Annotated in this window: 16 protein-coding genes and 1 riboswitch; of the genes, 11 read left to right on the top strand and 5 right to left on the bottom strand. The window is 72.7% G+C overall.

Going from position 1 to position 18,256, the window contains the following annotated elements; all coding sequences use genetic code 11:
- The first annotated feature begins 54 nt into the window (after positions 1-54).
- Positions 55-1,764, top strand: coding sequence for a flavin monoamine oxidase family protein (locus KHP12_RS12665; RefSeq protein WP_086882117.1), 1,710 nt, complete (start codon positions 55-57; stop codon positions 1,762-1,764).
- Between the two features lie 18 nt (positions 1,765-1,782).
- Here the strand turns inward: KHP12_RS12665 and KHP12_RS12660 are convergent, their stop codons facing one another.
- Both KHP12_RS12660 and KHP12_RS12655 read right to left on the bottom strand, forming a co-directional pair.
- Positions 1,783-2,484 carry a DUF5995 family protein gene (locus tag KHP12_RS12660; RefSeq protein ID WP_078559162.1) on the bottom strand — a complete coding sequence of 234 codons (702 nt, stop codon included), beginning with the start codon at positions 2,482-2,484 and terminating at the stop codon, positions 1,783-1,785.
- 88 nt (positions 2,485-2,572) lie between these two features.
- On the bottom strand, positions 2,573-3,457 hold the full coding sequence (locus KHP12_RS12655; RefSeq protein WP_086882118.1) for an NAD-dependent epimerase/dehydratase family protein: 885 nt from the start codon (positions 3,455-3,457) through the stop codon (positions 2,573-2,575).
- A 131-nt stretch (positions 3,458-3,588) separates the two neighbouring features.
- Here KHP12_RS12655 and KHP12_RS12650 point away from each other — a divergent pair, with 131 nt between their 5' ends.
- Positions 3,589-4,446: a helix-turn-helix transcriptional regulator gene (locus tag KHP12_RS12650; protein ID WP_086882119.1), complete on the top strand. Its 858-nt coding sequence runs from the start codon at positions 3,589-3,591 to the stop codon at positions 4,444-4,446.
- Positions 4,447-4,691: 245 nt separating this feature from the next.
- Here KHP12_RS12650 and KHP12_RS12645 read toward each other — a convergent pair whose 3' ends face one another.
- The 3 genes from KHP12_RS12645 to KHP12_RS12635 form a co-directional block, all read right to left on the bottom strand.
- On the bottom strand, positions 4,692-6,074 hold the full coding sequence (locus tag KHP12_RS12645; RefSeq protein WP_210610212.1) for a uracil-xanthine permease family protein: 1,383 nt from the start codon (positions 6,072-6,074) through the stop codon (positions 4,692-4,694).
- 69 nt (positions 6,075-6,143) lie between these two features.
- A complete protein-coding gene (locus tag KHP12_RS12640) occupies positions 6,144-7,007 on the bottom strand; it encodes an isocitrate lyase/PEP mutase family protein (RefSeq protein ID WP_086885903.1) in 864 nt (287 codons plus the stop codon).
- Positions 7,008-7,137: 130 nt separating this feature from the next.
- Positions 7,138-8,370, bottom strand: a complete 1,233-nt coding sequence (locus KHP12_RS12635) for an MFS transporter (RefSeq protein ID WP_086885902.1) — start codon at positions 8,368-8,370, stop codon at positions 7,138-7,140.
- A gap of 160 nt (positions 8,371-8,530) precedes the next feature.
- On the opposite strand from KHP12_RS12635, the gene KHP12_RS12630 reads away from it, so the two are divergent.
- From KHP12_RS12630 to KHP12_RS12590, 9 genes are all read left to right on the top strand, one after another.
- Entirely contained in the window at positions 8,531-9,760 is a 1,230-nt protein-coding gene (locus tag KHP12_RS12630; protein ID WP_210610214.1) for an ROK family transcriptional regulator, read from the top strand.
- Between the two features lie 129 nt (positions 9,761-9,889).
- Positions 9,890-11,194, top strand: coding sequence for an alginate lyase family protein (locus KHP12_RS12625; protein ID WP_211832950.1), 1,305 nt, complete (start codon positions 9,890-9,892; stop codon positions 11,192-11,194).
- Positions 11,195-12,283: 1,089 nt separating this feature from the next.
- Positions 12,284-12,414, top strand: a riboswitch (FMN riboswitch).
- Positions 12,415-12,570: 156 nt separating this feature from the next.
- Positions 12,571-13,689 carry a bifunctional diaminohydroxyphosphoribosylaminopyrimidine deaminase/5-amino-6-(5-phosphoribosylamino)uracil reductase RibD gene (ribD, locus tag KHP12_RS12620; RefSeq protein ID WP_086884111.1) on the top strand — a complete coding sequence of 373 codons (1,119 nt, stop codon included), beginning with the start codon at positions 12,571-12,573 and terminating at the stop codon, positions 13,687-13,689.
- Between the two features lies 1 nt (position 13,690).
- Entirely contained in the window at positions 13,691-14,323 is a 633-nt protein-coding gene (locus KHP12_RS12615) for a riboflavin synthase (protein WP_086884112.1), read from the top strand.
- Positions 14,320-15,678, top strand: coding sequence for a bifunctional 3,4-dihydroxy-2-butanone-4-phosphate synthase/GTP cyclohydrolase II (locus tag KHP12_RS12610; protein WP_244203139.1), 1,359 nt, complete (start codon positions 14,320-14,322; stop codon positions 15,676-15,678). Before KHP12_RS12615 ends, KHP12_RS12610 begins: the two co-directional genes overlap by 4 nt.
- Positions 15,679-15,751: 73 nt before the next feature.
- Positions 15,752-16,237: a 6,7-dimethyl-8-ribityllumazine synthase gene (gene ribH / locus KHP12_RS12605; protein ID WP_020867014.1), complete on the top strand. Its 486-nt coding sequence runs from the start codon at positions 15,752-15,754 to the stop codon at positions 16,235-16,237.
- Positions 16,238-16,273: 36 nt separating this feature from the next.
- Positions 16,274-16,546 (top strand): phosphoribosyl-ATP diphosphatase, encoded by a 273-nt coding sequence (locus KHP12_RS12600; RefSeq protein ID WP_037951821.1) that lies wholly within the window; start codon positions 16,274-16,276, stop codon positions 16,544-16,546.
- Between the two features lie 48 nt (positions 16,547-16,594).
- Entirely contained in the window at positions 16,595-17,443 is an 849-nt protein-coding gene (hisG, locus tag KHP12_RS12595) for an ATP phosphoribosyltransferase (RefSeq protein ID WP_210610216.1), read from the top strand.
- 65 nt (positions 17,444-17,508) lie between these two features.
- Positions 17,509-17,964 carry a PH domain-containing protein gene (locus KHP12_RS12590; protein WP_164425106.1) on the top strand — a complete coding sequence of 152 codons (456 nt, stop codon included), beginning with the start codon at positions 17,509-17,511 and terminating at the stop codon, positions 17,962-17,964.
- The last annotated feature ends 292 nt before the right edge of the window (positions 17,965-18,256 follow it).

Here is an 18,256-nt window from a genome sequence, read left to right as displayed (position 1 = left end):
CTGCCGCACCCGAACCACCCCTTTGAGCACCAAGCAGCAAGGAGTCCGTACCCCATGACGTCCACGGTGCCCACCGCCGTCCATGACGAGCAGGAGGCGCAGGCGCTCGAGGCCCTGCCGCCCATCACCATGTTCGGCCCGGACTTCCCCTACGCCTACGACGACTACCTCGCCCACCCCGCGGGCCTGGGCCAGATACCGGCGACCGAGCACGGCGCCGAGGTCGCGGTCGTCGGCGGCGGTCTCTCCGGTGTCGTCGCCGCGTACGAGCTGATGAAGATGGGCCTGCGGCCCGTGGTCTACGAGGCCGACCGGATCGGCGGACGGCTGCGCACCGTCGGCTTCGACGGCTGTGACGACGCGCTGACCGCCGAGATGGGCGCGATGCGCTTCCCGCCGTCCTCCACCGCCCTCCAGCACTACATCGACCTGGTGGACCTGAAGACCCAGCCGTTCCCCAACCCGCTGGCCCCCGAGACCCCCTCGACCGTCGTCGACCTCAAGGGCGAGTCCCACTACGCCCGTACCATCGACGATCTGCCGCCGGTCTACCGCGAGGTGGCCGACGCCTGGAACGCCTGTCTGGAGGAGGGCGCGGACTTCTCCGACATGAACCGCGCGATCCGCGAGCGGGACGTGCCCCGGATCCGGGAGATCTGGGCGCGGCTGGTCGAGAAGCTCGACAACCAGACCTTCTACGGCTTCCTCTGCGACTCCTCGGCCTTCACCTCCTTCCGCCACCGGGAGATCTTCGGCCAGGTCGGCTTCGGCACCGGCGGCTGGGACACCGACTTCCCCAACTCCATCCTGGAGATCCTGCGGGTCGTCTACACCGAGGCCGACGACCACCACCGCGGCATCGTCGGCGGCAGCCAGCAGCTGCCGCTGCGGCTGTGGGAGCGCGAGCCCGAGAAGATCGTCCACTGGCCCCAGGGCACCTCGCTGGCCTCGCTGCACGAGGGTGCGCCCCGCCCGGCCGTGACCCGGTTGCACCGGGCCGCGGGCGACCGCGTCGTGGTGACGGACGCGAGCGGTGACATCCGCTCGTACCGGGCGGTGGTCTTCACCGCGCAGTCCTGGATGCTGCTCTCCCAGATCGACTGCGATGACTCGCTCTTCCCGATCGACCACTGGACGGCGATCGAGCGCACCCACTACATGGAGTCCAGCAAGCTCTTCGTGCCGGTGGACCGGCCGTTCTGGCTGGACAAGGACGAGGTCACCGGGCGGGACACGATGAGCATGACGCTCACCGACCGGATGACCCGCGGCACCTATCTGCTGGACAACGGCCCGGACCGGCCCGCCGTCATCTGCCTCTCCTACACCTGGTGCGACGACAGCCTGAAGTGGCTGCCGCTGTCGGCGAACGAGCGGATGGAGGTCATGCTCAAGTCGCTCTCGGAGATCTATCCGAATGTCGACATCCGCAAGCACATCATCGGCAGCCCGGTCACCGTGTCCTGGGAGAACGAGCCGTACTTCATGGGCGCGTTCAAGGCCAATCTGCCCGGCCACTACCGCTACCAGCGCCGGCTGTTCACCCACTTCATGCAGGACCGGCTGCCCGCCGACAAGCGTGGCGTCTTCCTCGCGGGCGACGACATCTCCTGGACGGCGGGCTGGGCCGAGGGCGCCATCCAGACCGCGCTCAACGCGGTGTGGGGCGTCATGCACCAGTTCGGCGGCTCCACCGACCCGAAGAACCCCGGGCCGGGCGACCTGTACGACGAGATCGCACCCGTCGAGCTCCCCGAGGACTGAGCCGGTCCGGGGCCCGCTTCAGCACGCGGACGGCAGAGGGGTGAGCAGAAAGCGCCCGACCAGACCCACGGTGGCGTCGACGCGCTCCGCGAACTCCTCGGCCAGCTCCGGCACCGCGCGCAGCCCCCACAGCGCGCGGAACGCCGCCCATGCGGCGTCCCGCGCCTTCTCCAGGCTCCAGGAGCCCACGAGATGGGTGAGCGGATCGGCCACGTCCAGCAGGTCGGGGCCGGGCATCAGCTCCTCCCGGATCCGCTCCTCCATCCCCGTGAGCAGGGCGCCGATCCGGTCGAAGTCGCCCTCCAGGGCCTCCGGTTCGAGGTCCCGGGCCCGGCAGGTGTCCAGCAGCGCGAGCGCCAGGTCATGGCCGATATGGGCATTGATCCCGGCGAGCGCGAACTGCACCGGGCGGACCCCGGGATGGCACCGCAGCTGGAACAGCGGCCGCCAGCAGGCGGGCGGCCGCCCGCCGGTGGTCACCGCGTCGACCGCCGCCAGATAGCGCTCGGCGAACCGCACATCCAGCTCCTCGGTGGCGGACGGGTCGTGGAAGTACCCGTCCGCGAGCCGCCGGCCGACCTCCTCGGTGACCGACAGATACACCCCGTTGAAGACCGCCACCCCGTCCCCCGGCGGCAGCGCCGCGCCGAGCGCGCTCATGCGCGCCACGACGCTTCTCACGGTGCGCGGTGCGAGCCGCGCGGGCGTGGGCATCGTCATGGACGCCAGCGTGGCAGGCCGGACGGGCGCGGTCCCGCCGTACGCCGCCGCTTCCCCTGGACGGCCTAACGCCCCGTCAACCGCCGTATCACAGCACACCCGCGTCGCGCGCCGTCCACATCGACGGATACAGCGGCCGCCAGCCCAGCTCGTCGCGCAGCCGGAGGTTGGAGGTGATCCCGAACCAGGGGTCCTCGTCGGTCCGCTCGGTCATGCCCTCGGGCAGCGGCACCCCGTTGATCTGGAAGAGCTCGACCGTGGTCGCCGGGGCGTCGTCCACGATGTTGTACTTGCGGCCCGACACCGAGCCGCCGGCCGTGCCGCCCGGGGCGCGCAGCAGCCGCAGCAGCGCCTGCGTCGCGTCCGCGTGGTGGACCATGGCGAGCCGCTGGCTCCCGGCCCATTCCGCCGCGTGCGGCAGGACGTTCGCCAGATGCGGATCGCCGTCCCCGTAGACGAAGGCCAGGCTGCCGATCCGCAGATCGAGGCCGTGCTCGTGGTGCAGCGCCAGCAGCTCCCGCTCCGCCTCGGCCTTGGAGGCGGGGTACGCGCCCCACAGCAGACCGCCGGGCCTGCTCTCGTCGTCCTCCGTCAGCGGCCGCCCGCGCGAGGCGCCGTACACCAGATTGGTGCTGACCTGGAGGAACCGGCTCGTTCCGGCCTCGACCGCGGCCCGCCCGAGCGCCACCGCCGCGTCCCGGTTGACCGCCCACGCCTCCTCGTCCGGCACCCCGCGGAAGGCCGCCGCGATGTTGACCACCGCGTGCGCCCCCTCCATGGCCCGCCGCAGATCCTTCTCCTCGCGCAGATCGCCGACCATGAGGCTCGCGCCCTGGGCCGCGAAGGGGGCGCCGCGCTCCTCGTCGCGCACCAGCACCCGTACCTCGGTACCGGCCGCGCGCCGCTCCAGCAGCCGCTTGGTGAACCGCCGTCCCACGTGACCGGTCGCACCCGTCACCAGAATCAAGGGCATGAGCTCCGCCTTTCGTCTCGTTCGTCGCTCGGCCCCAGCCTGCGGCGGGCGGGGCGGGGCCGGGAGAGACCTCCTCATCCAGGGATCCGCAGACCCTGGATACGGGACGCGGGCACGGCGACGATGGGAGCGTGCATCGAACGGAACTCGCCGACTTCCTGCGCCGCTGCCGCGCCCGCCTGGGCCCCGCCGAGGTGGGGCTGACACCCGGCCCCCGACGCCGTACGCCCGGGCTGCGCCGGGAGGAGGTGGCCCAGCTCGCGGGCATGTCCCCGGACTACTACACCCGGCTGGAGCAGGCCCGCGGCCCGCGTCCGTCCCGCCAGATGCTGACCGCGCTGGCCCGGGCGCTGCGGCTCACCGACGACGAGCGGGACCACCTCTTCCATCTGGTGGGGGAGGAGCCGCCGCGCGACCGCAGGACCTCGGAGCATGTGCGGCCCGGTCTGCTCAGGGTGCTGGACCGGCTGTACGACACCCCGGCCCAGGTGATCACCGACTGGGGCGAGGTGCTGGCGCAGAACGCGATGGCGGCGGCGCTGGTCGGCGACATCATGGGGCGGCCGCCCGGCGACCGCAATATCGTCCGGTCCTTCTTCACCCGGCGCGACGCCGCCTCCGGCACCCCCGGGATCTTCCCGAGCGAGGAGCTCGAGGAGCACGCCCGGCTGCATGTGGCCACCCTCCGGGCCGTGTTCGCCGCCCGCCCCGACGACCCCGGCCCGGCGGGGCTCGTGGCCGAACTGCTGTCGGTGAGCGCGGAGTTCGCGGCGCTGTGGGAGGCCCATGAGGTGGCCGTACGGCACTCCACGGTCAAGCGGTTCACCCACCCGGTGGTGGGGACGATGGAGCTGGACTGCGAGGTCCTGCTGAGCTCGGAACACGCCCAGCGGCTGATCGTCCACACCGCCCGCCCCGGCAGCGAGTCCGCCGAGCGGCTGGAGCTGCTGCGGGTGGTGGGCCTCCAGGACCTCACCCCGCGAGGATGAGGCCCTGGGGGGTGTTCGCCCTTCCAGCCCCTCCAGGGGGCACCACCCAGCGGTAGCTGGGGGAGTTCGAGGAGCGGGGTCTTGGGGCGGAGCCCCGCTTCCCAGCCCCTCCAGGGGGCACCTCCCAGCGGTAGCTGGGGGAGTTTGAGGAGCGGGGTCTGGGGCGGAGCCCCAGTTGTGGGAAGGGGCGGGGAGGGGAGCAGCCCGCCGCAGGCGTCACGCCCCGTCGGACACCCCCCGGGGGCCTACGCCGACCGCTCGTCGTCGTATTCGCTGGTGCCCGCGTCCAGCAGAGGCTCCTGCCGCTTCAGGTGTGCCGGGGCCAGGGCACGCAGCACGTGGTAGCCGAGCAGCACCACGATCGTGCCGAGCGCGATCCCGCTCAGCTCGAAGTTGTTGCCGATCTTCAGGCTGACGCCGCCGACGCCGATGATGACACCCGCCGCGACCGGCACCAGATTGACCGGGTTGCGCAGGTCCACCTTGTTGTGCACCCAGATCTGCGCGCCGAGCAGCCCGATCATGCCGTAGAGGATGACGGTGATCCCGCCCAGCACCCCGCCCGGCACCGCCGCCACCACCGCGCCGAACTTCGGGCACAGCCCGAAGAGCAGCGCGAAGCCCGCGGCCGCCCAGTACGCGGCGGTGGAGTACACCCGGGTGGCCGCCATGACCCCGATGTTCTCGGAGTACGTCGTATTGGCCGGGCCGCCGACCGAGGTGGAGATCATGGTCGCCGCGCCGTCCGCGGCGATCGCCGTGCCCAGCTGGTCGTCGAGCGGATCGCCTATCATCTCGCCGACCGCCTTCACATGCCCGGCGTTCTCGGCGATCAGCGCGATCACCACCGGCAGCGCCACCAGCACCGCCGACCAGTGGAAGGTGGGCCCGTGCAGGGACGGCAGACCGATCCAGTCCGCCTTGGACACCCCGGAGAGATCCAGCCGCCAGTGGTCGGTGACCCGTCCGCTGCCGTCGATGGAGTGGATCTTGCCGAAGACGCGGTCGAGGGCCCAGGAGACCGCATAGCCGAAGACCAGCCCCAGGAAGATCGCGACACGCGACCAGAAGCCCCGCAGACAGACCACCGCCGCCCCGGTGAGCAGCATCGTCAGCAGCGCGGTCCACTGATCGGCGGGCCAGTACGTACCGGCGGTCACCGGGGCCAGATTGAACCCGATCAGCATGACCACCGCACCGGTCACCACCGGCGGCATCGCCGCGTGGATGATCCGGGCGCCGAACGTCCGTACCGCCAGACCGCTCAGCAGCAGCACACCGCCGACCACCAGGATCGCCCCGGTGACGGCCGCGCTGCCGCCGCCCTGCGCCCTGATCGCGGCGGCCACGCCGACGAAGGACAGGCTGCACCCCAGATAGCTGGGGATCCGGCCGCGGGTCGCGAGCAGGAAGAGGACGGTCGCGACCCCGGACATCATGATCGCGAGGTTGGGGTCGAGCCCCATCAGCACCGGGGCGACGAAGCTGGCCCCGAACATGGCCACGACGTGCTGCGCGCCGAGCCCCACCGTTCTCGGCCACGACAGCCGCTCATCCGGCTTGACGACGGCACCGGGGGCGGGGGTGCGCCCATCGCCGTGCAGGGTCCAGCCCACGCCGAGGCCCATGACTGCTCCACTTCATCGCTACGGGGGAATCGCAACAATGTTAGTTGGCCGAAAATATGCGGTTTGCAGCTATGTGGGATCGGCTCCCGTGAAGTCGTCGGCCAGTGACTGCGCCTCGGTGTAGCCGGGCAGGCCGGCAGCTTGATCGGCATGGCCGGGGGCGTCCGGGTGGGCGATCGACCAGGCCAGCTCGACGGCATGGTCCAGGGCGGCCCGGAAGAGCAGCGAACCGCAGCTGATCCGCCGCACCCCGAGCTCCGCCAGCCGCTCATAGGTGTGGCGGCCGGGCGTAAGGAGGATGTTCAGCGGGGTCTCGCCGAGGTCGGCGGCCAGTGCGCCGATGTTCTGCTCATCGATGAGCGCGGGCACGAAGATCCCGTCCGCGCCCGCCCGCACATACGCCTCGATGCGCTCGGCGGTGGTGGCCGGCGAGGGCGGGGTGCCGCCACCGATCGCGGCGAGCCAGTGGGTGTCGGTCCGGGCGTTCACGAACAGCCGGGGCACCCGCTCCTTGACGGCCTCGATCACCGCGCATTGCCGGGCCAGCGGCGCGAGGGTGCCGTCGGGGCGTCCGTCCTCGATGTTCACGCCGACCACCCCGGCCCGGTCCAGCTCCGCCGCGACCGCCGCGACCTCCTCGGGCCGGTCGCCGAACCCGCCCTCGATGTCGACGGTCACCAGCGCGGGGAGCCGGGCGATGCCCCGGGCGAGGGCGAGGGTGCCGTCGCGGGCGGCGCCGGTCGCGTCCGGCAGCCCGGCCGCCGCGGCCACGCCGAGGCTGGTGGTGCCGATGGCGGGGAAGCCGCGGCGGACGAGGGCGGCGGCGGAGGCGTGGTCCCACGCGTTGGGCAGCAGCAGGGGCCGGTCGCCGTCGTGGAGCCGGCGGAAGGGGGTGTGGCGGTCGGGGGCCGGGCCGTCGCTCGTATCGGTCATATCACCGACCGTACGGCCGGATCCTTTCGGCGCTCACCGAACCATGGCGGTGTCGGCGCCGATGCGTCGGCCCGGGATCGCCCCCGTGTCGGACCGGGATCGCCTCCGTGTCGGACCGGGATCGCCCCCGTCAGGAGAGCGTGGCCCGGGACGTCGACGGGTCGGGGTGCGGGGCCGAGCCCGTGGCGTCCGTCCCCGCCGGGGTCCGCAGCACCCCGGCCCCCGCCACCAGCCCCAGCGCCAACGTCGTGACCAGGCAGAACGAGATCGTCAGCGAGGTCAGATCCGCGATCGAGCCCATCGCCGCCGGAGCGATCAGCCCCGAGGTGTAGGTGATCGTGGCGACACCCGCGATGGCCTGGCTCGGGGCCGGGCCGCCGCGCCCGGCGGCGGCGAAGGCCAGCGGCACCACGACCGCGATGCCCAGGCCGATCAGGCCGAATCCGGCGATGGCGAGGGCGGGCCCGGAGGCGGTGACCACGAGGAGGCCCCCGGCGGTGGCGAGGACGCCGCCCGTCCGTACGGTCCGCACCGGCCCGAAGCGGCCCACCACCGCGTCCCCGACGAGCCGGGCACCGGCCATCGTGCAGGAGAAGGCGGTGGTGCAGGCGGCGGCGACGCCGGGGGAGGTGTTCAGGACGTCGCGCAGATAGACCGCCGACCAGTCCAGGCTCGCCCCCTCCGCGAAGACCGCGCAGAATCCCACCGCGCCGATGATCAGGGCGGAGCGGGGCGGCAGGGCGAAGCGGGGCGGCGGATGCTCCTCGGGGGCGCTGCGCAGATCCAGGACCCAGTGGCAGGCCACCGCGCCGAGCACCGTGAGGACCCCGGCGGCGATGGCGAGATGGAGCCGGGCGTCGGCCTCGGCGTGCGCGGCGATCGTGCCCGCCGCCGAGCCGGTGAGCGCGCCGACGCTCCACATGCCGTGCAGCCCGGACATGATCGAGCGGCCGAGGCGGTTCTCGATCTCCACACCGAGGGCGTTCATCGCGACGTCGGCCATCCCGGCGGTCGCGCCGAAGATGAGCAGCGCACCGCAGAGCCAGACCAGCCCGGGGGCGAGCGGGGGCATCACCAGCCAGACGGTCCACAGGGCGAGCAGTCCGCGCAGCGCCGCGCGGTCACCGAAGCGATGGCTGATCCGCCCGGCCAGGGGCATCGCGACCGAGGCCCCGATGGCGGGGAAGGCGAGCGCGAGGCCGAGCTGACCGGCGCTCAGGTCCAGCCGCTCCTGGATCCAGGGGATACGGGTGGCGAAGTTGCCGGTCACCCCGCCGTGCACGGCGAACACCGCCGCCACGGCGATCCGCGCCCGCCGTACCGTGCGCATCTCGGACGCCCCGGACCCCTTGAGCCTGCCCATACTTGTCGCACCCTCCCCGTAGCGCCGACTCGTGTCCGTGCTTGTGCTCTGTCCCCGTACCCGTGCTTGTGCCCGGCCTGCGCCGTGGCCCACCGGAAACTATCAGGGAGGCTCCCTGATAGATAGAGCTTTTCCCGTGGCCTTCTGGAAGGATCCCGGCATGACCTCGACGAGCGTGTCCGTGGCGGGCCGCACCGCCTCTCCGAGTACGGCGCGGGCCATCAACGACCGCCTCGCCCTCCATCTGCTCAAGGACAAGGGGCCGTTGACCGCGGGGGAGCTCAAGTCGCTGACCGGGCTGTCCCGTCCCACCATCGCGGACCTGGTCGAGCGGCTGCGGCAGACCGGTCTGGTGGCGGTCGTGGGGGAGTCGGGGGCGGAGCGCCGGGGGCCCAACGCCCGGGTGTACGGGATCGTCGCCGACAGCGCGCATGTGGCCGGGGTCGACGTCCGTACGGACGGCGTCGCCGTGTGCGTGGCCGATCTGCTGGGCCGGACCGTGGCCGAGGAGTCGCTTCCGGTGGCCCCGGACGTGGATCCGGCGCACACCGTGGCGGCCGTGGTGGCTCTGGTGGAGCGAGCCGCCCAGCGGGCCGGGGCGGCGCGGCTGCACCACATCGGGATCGGGATGCCCGGCCTCATCGACCCCGCCACCGGGGAGCTCAACTCGCCGGGCGGGCTGCCCTCCTGGCACCGTGAGCTGGCCATCGCGCTGCACGGCGGCCTCGCGGCACCGGTGCTGCTGGAGAACGAGGTCAATCTCGCGGCCGTCGCCGAACAGCGGCTGGGCGCGGTGCGCGACCGCGACACCTTCGTACTGCTGTGGCTCGGCCACGGCATCGGCGCGGCCGTGGTGCTCGACCGGGTGCTGCGGCGCGGTGCGTCCGGCGGCACCGGGGAGATCGGCTTTCTGCCGGTCCCGGGCACCGCGGGGCTGCCCTCCGCCACCGGCTGCGACGGCGGGTTCCACTCCCTGGTGGGCAGTGCCGCGGTCTGTGAACTCGCCCGGCAGCACGGCCTGGAGACCGCGGCGGGCGGCTCCCGTGGGGACGGGAGGACGGAGGGTTCCGGCGCGGCGGAGGCGGTGATCCGCGTGGCCCTGGAGGCGGGGGAGCGGGGCGAGACGTTCCTGGACGCGCTGGCGGCCCGGATCGCGCTGGGTGTCGCCGCGATCTGCGCGGTGCTCGACCCGGGGTGCGCGGTGCTCGGCGGCGAGGTCGGCCGGGCCGGGGGCGAGGGGCTCGCCCGGCGGGTGGAGGAGCATGTGGGCCGGCTGTCGCCGCTGCGGACGCGGGTGCGCGCGGGGGTGGTGGGCGGCGGCGGGGTGTTGCGGGGTGCCGTGCTGACGGCGTTGGACGCGACGCAGAACGAGCTGTTCGGCGCTCCGTAGCCGTTCGGTCCGCCGCATCCGTGGGGTGAGTTCATTCCTGTGCGATCTCTTGTCGTGCCCATGGAGCCGCCTTACTCTGAGCCCGATCTCAATTCTGAATAGCGTTCAGCTATCTGATTGGAGTGCTCGATGGGTGCACCTCCAGCGGGACGCGGGCGGATCGCCCGGGCGATCGTCGCCGCCTCCGCCCTCCTGGCCGTCCTGGCGATCCCCGCCGCCCCCTCCGCGCAGGGCGCCGAACGCGTCCGGCAGTCCGGCCCGGTACCCCGTACGGTGGTGCTCGACGGGCCCCGACTGTCCCTCACCAAGCTGAAACTCCAGCTCGGAGACCGGAATCTGCGGCGGACCGTACGCGATCTGACCACCCAGGCCGACCAGTGGATGAAGCAGGGCCCCTGGACGGTCACCGACAAGGACCAGGTGCCGCCCAGCGGCGACAAACACGACTACTTCAGCCAGGCCCCCTACTGGTGGCCCAGCCAACCCAAGACCGAGGACAATCCGTACGGCTGCCCCTACGTTCAGAAGGATGGCCAACGGAACCCCGACGTGGACAAGATGACGGACCGTCCCGAGGTCGGGAAGGTCTTCGAGTCCGCCTACGAGCTCTCGCTTGCCTGGTACTACACCGGTAAGCGGGCCTACGCCGAACATGCCGCGGACATCCTGCGCACCTGGTTCGTCACCCCGGCGACCCGGATGAACCCGAACCTGAACCACGCGCAGTTCATCCCCTGCAAGTACGACGGCCGCTCGATCGGGATCATCGACTTCTCCCAGGGCTTCACCAGCCTCCTCGACGCCGCCGCGCTCCTCGACACCGGCGCCCCCGGCTGGTCCGACAGCGACCACGCGGGCTTCCGCACCTGGAACAAGCAGTTCCTGGACTGGCTGGTGAACAGCGACTTCGGCAAGGAGGAGGGCGCCGCCGAGAACAACCACGGCACCTTCTACGACATGCAGGTCGCCGCCATCGCCACCGCCGTGGGCGACCGGGACCGCGCCCGCCAGGTGCTCCGCGACGCCCGCACCAAGCGCATCGACACGCAGATCGCGGCCGACGGCACGCAGCCGCAGGAGCTGAAGCGCACCCGGAGCTTCCACTACTCGACCTTCAACCTGGTCGCGTACACCCGGATGGCCGCCATCGGGAAGCACGTCGGGGTGGACCTGTGGCACTACACCGGGCCCCGCGGCGGGAACCTCTTCAAGGCGGTGGACGTCCTGCTCCCGGCGGCCACGGGCGCCGCGTCCTGGCCGTACCCGGAGCTCGACTTCCGCGCCTACGCGGCGAGCGACATCGTCCATGCGGCGGCCGACGCGGGTGACCGCAAGGCCCGTGCGGCCCTGCCCAAGCTCCAGACCCCGCCCGGGGGCGACCTGTGGGCCCTGCGGCCGGCGGTGGAACAACTGGACAGCATCGCCCAGGGCTAACGGCTCCATTCCCCCACCCCGCCCCTCCCCGAACCGGTGCCAAGCCCCCGGCCCCCCGGACCGAAAACGGCCTCCGCGCCACAACCCGCGGCCGAGCGGGCGGCAGGGGCCGGGGGCCGGCCGGTGGCCGACGGTTACGGCGGTCCCGGGACGGCCGGTAGCGGGTGCGTCTCCCCACCCCGCCCCTTCCCGAATCGAGGGCAAGCCCCCGGCCCCCGGGCCGGGAATGGTTTCCGTGCCGCGACGCCCAGCGGCGCGGGCGGCAGGGGTAGGGGCGGGCCGGTGGTTGACGGTTACGGGCGGTCCCTGGGCTGCCGGTAGCGGGTGCGTTTCCCCGTCCCGCCCAATCCCGAATCGGGGGGAGCCCTCGCCCGCCCCGGGCCGGGAATGGTTTCTTCCGCGCCGCGGCATCCGGCCGCCGGGGTCCGGGTGCCGTGCGGGGGTCAGGGGCGGGCCGGTGGCTGACGGTTACGGCGGTCCCGGGACGGCCGGTAGCGGGTGCGTCTCCCCGCCCCGCCCCTTCCCGAATCGAGGGCAAGCCCCCGGCCCCCGGACTGGGAACGGCCTCCGCGCCGCGACCCCCGGCGGCGGGGGTAGGGGGCGGGCCGGTGGTTGGCGGTCTTCCCGAATCGGGGGGCAGGCTCCCGCCCCCCAGGCCGGGAACGGTTTCCGCGTCGCGACGTCCGGCCGTCGGGGGTTGGGGGTGGCCGCCGCCTGCCGTCTGTGGGGTACCGGGGCCACGGCGCCCGTTTGCGAACGGGGCTCGGGGGGTTGCTCCCGGTTCGGGAAGGGGCGCCCACCTCCACCCGCCACTTGCCGGGCGCCGACGCCTCGGCGGAGCTCCACGGGCGGGGCTCGGGGGCTTGCCCCCGATTCGGGAAGGGGCGGGGCGGGGAGAAAGACGCTTCGAACGGCCCGACCCCGGGCCGCCGGTAGCGGGCGGGGGCCGCTCCGAGCCGTCGGGTGGTGGAACCGCTCCGCACCGGGGTCAGGGCCCCTCCGGGGCTTGGGTGGGTGAGGGAGGCCACACGGGGGGCGCCTCCCAGCTGGGCCGATGGCCATGGCACACTGGGCCCGTACCAGTGACGTCAGCGCACTCCGGGGTCGGTGAAAATCCGAACCGGCGGTTACAGTCCGCGACCCGTCCGCCGCCAGCGGCCGGTTGACCAGGTGAAATTCCTGGACCGACGGTGAAAGTCCGGATGGGAGGCAGTGCGCGGCGGTAGCGACATCACCGGTGCGCCGCCTCGGCGGTCCGCCCTCGCGTACGCGGGATGCGGACGCATTGCCGATCCCGGCGTGCTGGCGGCGGCGTTTCCGCTTTCGTGTCATCTCGACCGCCCCGGAGTCCGTGCCCGAAGAGGCAGGAGGACCCGGTGGCCACCGCAGCCGAAGCCCAAGCGATGCGCCATGCCGTCGCGCTCGCCGCCCGCGGCCTCGGCCACACCAGCCCCAACCCCGTCGTCGGCTGCGTCGTCCTCGACGCCGGTGGCCGCGTCGTCGGCGAGGGCTGGCACCAGCGGGCCGGCGGTCCGCACGCCGAGGTTCACGCGCTGCGCGCGGCGGGGGAGCGGGCACGTGGCGGCACCGCCGTCGTCACCCTCGAACCCTGCGACCACACCGGCCGTACCGGCCCCTGCTCGCAGGCCCTGATCGCCGCCGGGATCGCCCGCGTCCACTACGCCGTCGCCGACCCCACCGCCCAGGCCAAGGGCGGCGCCGCGACCCTGGCCGCCGCCGGGGTCGCGGTCGACGTCGGGCTGCTGGCCGACGAGGCCGAGGCGGTCAACGAGCCCTGGCTGACCGCGATGCGCCGCGGCCGCCCCTTCGTGCTGTGGAAGTTCGCCGCGACCCTGGACGGCCGCAGCGCCGCCGCCGACGGCACCAGCCGCTGGATCACCTCCGCCGAGTCCCGCGCCGATGTGCACCGGCTGCGCGCGGAGGCCGACGCCGTCGTCGTCGGCTCCGGCACCCTGCGCGCCGACGATCCCCACCTGGCCGTACGGGACCGGGAGGGCGCCACCCAGCCGCTGCGGGTCGTCGTGGACACGGGCGCCACCATCAAGCCCGGCGCCCGGGTGCTGGACGACGCCGCGCCCACGCTGATCGCCGTCGCCGAGGACGCGGGCATCGCGCATCTGCCGCGGCGGCCGGGCGTGGAGACCGTAAGGCTGCCGCGCGCGGAAACCGGCCTCCGGATCCCCGCGCTCCTGGCCGAGTTGCACGGCCGCGGGGTGCGCTCCGTCCTGCTGGAGGGCGGGCCCACCCTCGCCGGGGCGTTCCTCGCCGCGGGCGCCGTCGACAAGGTCGTCGGCTACCTCGCCCCCGTCCTGCTCGGCGCGGGCCCCGCCGCCCTCGCCGACGCCGGAATCACCACCATCGCGCAGGCGTTGCGCCTCGAGACGGCCGATGTGACCCGGCTCGGTCCCGATCTGCGCGTCACCGCCGCCCCCATCGCCGTTCCCGCCACCGCCCCCCTCGCCGAGGAGAACTGAAGTGTTCACCGGAATTGTCGAAGAACTGGGTGAGATCGTCGCCATCGAGCACCTCGGTGACGCGTCCCGCTTCCAGGTACGCGGCCCCCTCGTCACCGAAGGGGCGAAGCACGGCGACTCCATCGCCGTCAACGGCGTCTGTCTCACCGTCGTCGACATCATCGAGGACGCGGAGGGCACCCGGTTCAGCGCCGACGTCATGGCCGAGACCCTGAACCGCTCCGGTCTCGGCGCGCTCGACATCGGCTCCCGGGTCAACCTGGAGCGCCCCATGGCGCTGGGCGGGCGGCTCGGCGGCCACATCGTGCAGGGCCATGTGGACGGCACCGGCGCCATCGTGGACCGCAAGCTCTCCGAGCACTGGGAGATCGTGAAGATCTCGCTGCCCGCCGAACTCAGCCGCTATGTCGTCGAGAAGGGCTCCATCACGGTGGACGGCATCAGCCTCACCGTCGTGGACGCGGGCTCCGACTACTTCACCGTCAGCCTCATCCCGACGACCCTCGCGCTCACCACGCTCGGCGTCAAGCAGGCCGGTGACCCGGTCAACCTCGAGGTGGACGTACTCGCCAAATACGTCGAGCGGCTGCTCGGACGGGACAACGGCACGCAGGACAAGGAGGCCACATCATGAGTGAGGCATACGCGGTGACCGACCCGCATCCGAGCGGCGGCCCGGCCGCCTCCCCGAGTAGCGGCCCGGCCGCCCCCCTGCGCACCGCGCACTGGCCCGACGAACTGGCTCTGGACCCCATCGAGCGCGCCATCGCCGACATCGCCGCGGGCCGCCCCGTGGTGGTCGTGGACGACGAGGACCGGGAGAACGAGGGCGACCTCGTCGCCGCCGCCGAGACGATCACCCCCGAGATCGTCGCCTTCATGATGAACGAGTGCCGTGGGCTCATCTGCGCGCCCATGGAGGCCGCCGAACTCGACCGGCTGCGACTTCCGCAGATGGTCGAGGAGAACACCGAGTCCATGCGGACCGCCTTCACCGTCTCGGTCGACGCCACCGCCGAACACGGCGTCAGCACCGGTATCTCCGCCGCCGACCGGGCCACCACCCTGCGGCTGCTGGCCGACCCGGCCACCACCCCCGGCGACCTCGTCCGTCCCGGCCACATCTTCCCGCTGCGCGCCCGCCCCGGCGGGGTGCTCGAGCGCGACGGCCACACCGAGGCCGGGGTCGACCTCGCCCGGCTGGCCGGACTGCGTCCGGCGGCCGTGATCTGCGAGATCGCGGGGGAGGACGGTGCCATGCTGCGCCTGCCCGACCTGGTCGCCTTCGCCCACAAGCACGGCCTGGCGATCGTCTCCATCGCCGATCTGATCGCGTACCGCAAGCCCGCCGAACCGCTTGTGCGGCGCGAGGCCGAGACCCGGCTGCCCACCGCCTTCGGCGACTTCCGGGCGTACGGCTACCGCGCGGCCGACGGCGTCGAGCACATCGCGCTGGTCCAGGGCGACATCCGGGACGGCGAGGACGTGCTGGTCCGGGTCCACTCCGAATGCCTCACCGGCGATGTCTTCCACTCGCTGCGCTGCGACTGCGGCCCCCAGCTGCACGCCGCGCTGGAGCGGGTCACCGCCGAGGGCCGGGGCATCGTCCTGTATCTGCGCGGCCACGAGGGGCGCGGCATCGGACTGCTGTCCAAGCTGCGCGCGTACGAGCTCCAGGAGCTGGGCCGGGACACCCTGGACGCCAATCTGGAGCTCGGCCTGCCCGCCGACGCGCGGGACTACGCGGCGGGCGCGGAGATCCTCGCCGACCTCGGAGTGCGTTCGCTGCGGCTGATGACCAACAACCCGGAGAAGACCACGGCGCTGGTCCGGCACGGGCTGCGGGTCACCGGCCGGGAGCCGATGCCCGTCCAGGCCGGGGAGCACAACCTCCGCTACCTCCGCACCAAGCGGGACCGGATGGGGCATGACCTGCCCTGGCTGGAGGGCGACCGCACCGAGCCCATATCGGCCTGCGGCAACCAGTAGCCACAGCAACGCACCACCCCAGAACCACCAGAACCACCAGAACACCAGAACACCGGAAACACCGAGGAGAGACGTGAGCGGTAAGGGCGCCCCCGAACTGTCCGTGAAGAACTGCGGGGACCTGCGCGTCGCCGTCATCGCCGCACAGTGGCACGAGAAGGTGATGGACGGCCTGCTCGACGGCGCCCTGCGCGCGCTGGGCGAGCTCGGCATCGACGAGCCCACCGTGCTGCGGGTGCCGGGCAGCTTCGAACTGCCGGTCGTCGCCAAGGTGCTCGCGGGCCGCGGCTACGACGCGATCGTGGCCCTGGGCGTCGTCATCCGCGGTGGCACCCCGCACTTCGACTATGTGTGCCAGGGCGTCACCCAGGGGCTGACCCAGGTCAGTGTGGACACCGGCGTGCCCATCGGCTTCGGCGTGCTGACCTGCGACACCGATGAGCAGGCCCTGGACCGGGCCGGGCTCGCGGGCTCCAGCGAGGACAAGGGCCACGAGGCGGTCACCGCGGCCGTCGCCACCGCCACCACCCTGCGCTCGGTCGCCGAACCCTGGCGCTGAGGGGCGTCGCACGACCCAAGTAGGATGACGGACACGATGCCCAAGAAGACGTTCGAGGAGCTCTTCGCCGAGCTCCAGAAGAAGGCCGCCACGGCCGACCCCGCCACGTCCCGCACCGCCGAGCTGGTCCACTCCGGTGTGCACGCCATCGGCAAGAAGGTCGTGGAGGAGGCCGCCGAGGTGTGGATGGCCGCCGAGTACGAGAGCGACGAGGCGACCGCCGAGGAGATCTCCCAGCTCCTGTACCACCTTCAGGTGATGATGGTCGCCAAGGGGCTGACCCTCGACGACGTCTACGCCCACCTCTGACACCCCCCACCAGCACCCTCACCCGAGCTACCGAAGGAAAGAGCACTCATGCTGCGCATCGCCGTCCCCAACAAGGGTTCACTGTCCGAGCCTGCGTCGGCGATGCTCCATGAGGCGGGCTACCGGCAGCGCAAGGACCGCAGGGAGCTGGTCCTGGTCGACGCGGAGAACGAGGTGGAGTTCTTCTTCCTCCGCCCCCGCGACATCGCCGTCTACGTGGGCTCCGGCCGGCTCGACATCGGCATCACCGGCCGCGATCTGCTGCTGGACTCCGGCTCCCAGGCCGAGGAGATCATGCAGCTCGGCTTCGCCGGGTCCACCTTCCGCTACGCCACCCGTGCCGGCACGGCCAAGGACGTCAGCGAGTTCGGCGGGATGACCGTGGCCACGTCCTTCGCCGGGCTGGTCACCAAGCACCTCGCCGACAACGGTGTGGACGCCGCCGTGGTCCACCTCGACGGCGCCGTCGAGACCGCGATCCAGCTCGGTGTCGCCGAGGTCATCGCGGATGTGGTCGAGACCGGCACCACCCTGCGCAACGCCGGGCTGGAGATCATCGGCGAGCCCATCCTGGAGTCCGAGGCGGTCGTCATCCGCCGCACCGGCGACCCCAGCGACGACCCCAAGGTCCAGCAGTTCCTCCGCCGGATGCAGGGCGTCCTGGTGGCCCGGCGCTACGTGATGATGGACTACGACATCCGGGTGGAGCAGGTGGAGCGCGCCGTGGCGCTCACCCCGGGCCTGGAGTCGCCCACCGTCTCCCCGCTGCACCACGAGGGCTGGGTCGCGGTCCGCTCGATGGTCCCCGCCAAGGACGCCCAGCGGATCATGGACGAGCTCTACGACCTGGGGGCCCGCGCCATCCTCACCACCGGCATCCACGCCTGCCGCCTCTGACGGCCCGCGCCGCCCCTGCCCCCATCCCGTTCTCTCCCGTCCCTCCCATCCGAGAGGCCGACCACGTGTCCGCCGCCGCGCCCACCCCCGCCCTGCCCGTCACCTTCCGGCCGACCAGGACCCGGGCCGTCCTGATGACCGTCGGTGTCGCCGTCCTGGTCGTCCTCACGGCGGTGGCCCTGCTGCTGGAGCGGCTGGGGCCGGGGGAGCGGGCCAGCTTCATCCTCACCGGACTGCTGTTCTTCGGAGTGCTGATGCTGCTCAGCCGCCCCAAGGTGGTGGCCGAGGAGGGCGGTGTGACGGTGGTCAACCTCACCACCAAGCGCCGGCTGGAGTGGGCGGAGGTGCTCCGGGTCAATCTGCGCCCGGGCGACCCCTGGGTCTATCTGGACCTCGCCGACGGCACCAGCCTGCCCGCGATGGGCATCCAGCCGGGCATCGCCAAGGCGCACGCCATCAGCGACGCGCGGGCCCTGCGCGCCCTCGCCGAGCGGCACGGGACGGGCCGTGCCGCGGACTGAGCCACCCGTCAGGGCCGCCCGGCCCTAGGGCCTGTCGGCGTTGAGCAGCCCCTTCACGTCCGCTTCCGCCCGCTGCCGGGCGGGCCCCCGCGAACCGGCCGACGAGCGGATCGGCACTCCAACGGCGTGAGGGGCCTGCCCGTCATGCCCCATCCTTGATTACTCTGTTGCCGGGGCCGAACGGTGCCCCGCCCCGCCTCTCCAGCGCGCACGCCCGCGTGCGCCCCTGGCGGGCTCCCCTGCGACCCGAGGAGTGACTCCCTCAGCAGATGGACGGATCGTCCTGTAGTAC

It is taken from the genome of Streptomyces asiaticus, assembly GCF_018138715.1.
GTDB classification, from domain to species: domain Bacteria; phylum Actinomycetota; class Actinomycetes; order Streptomycetales; family Streptomycetaceae; genus Streptomyces; species Streptomyces asiaticus.
The sequence above is the reverse complement of the archived record's forward strand: the minus strand, read 5'-3'. Positions and strand labels throughout refer to the sequence as shown.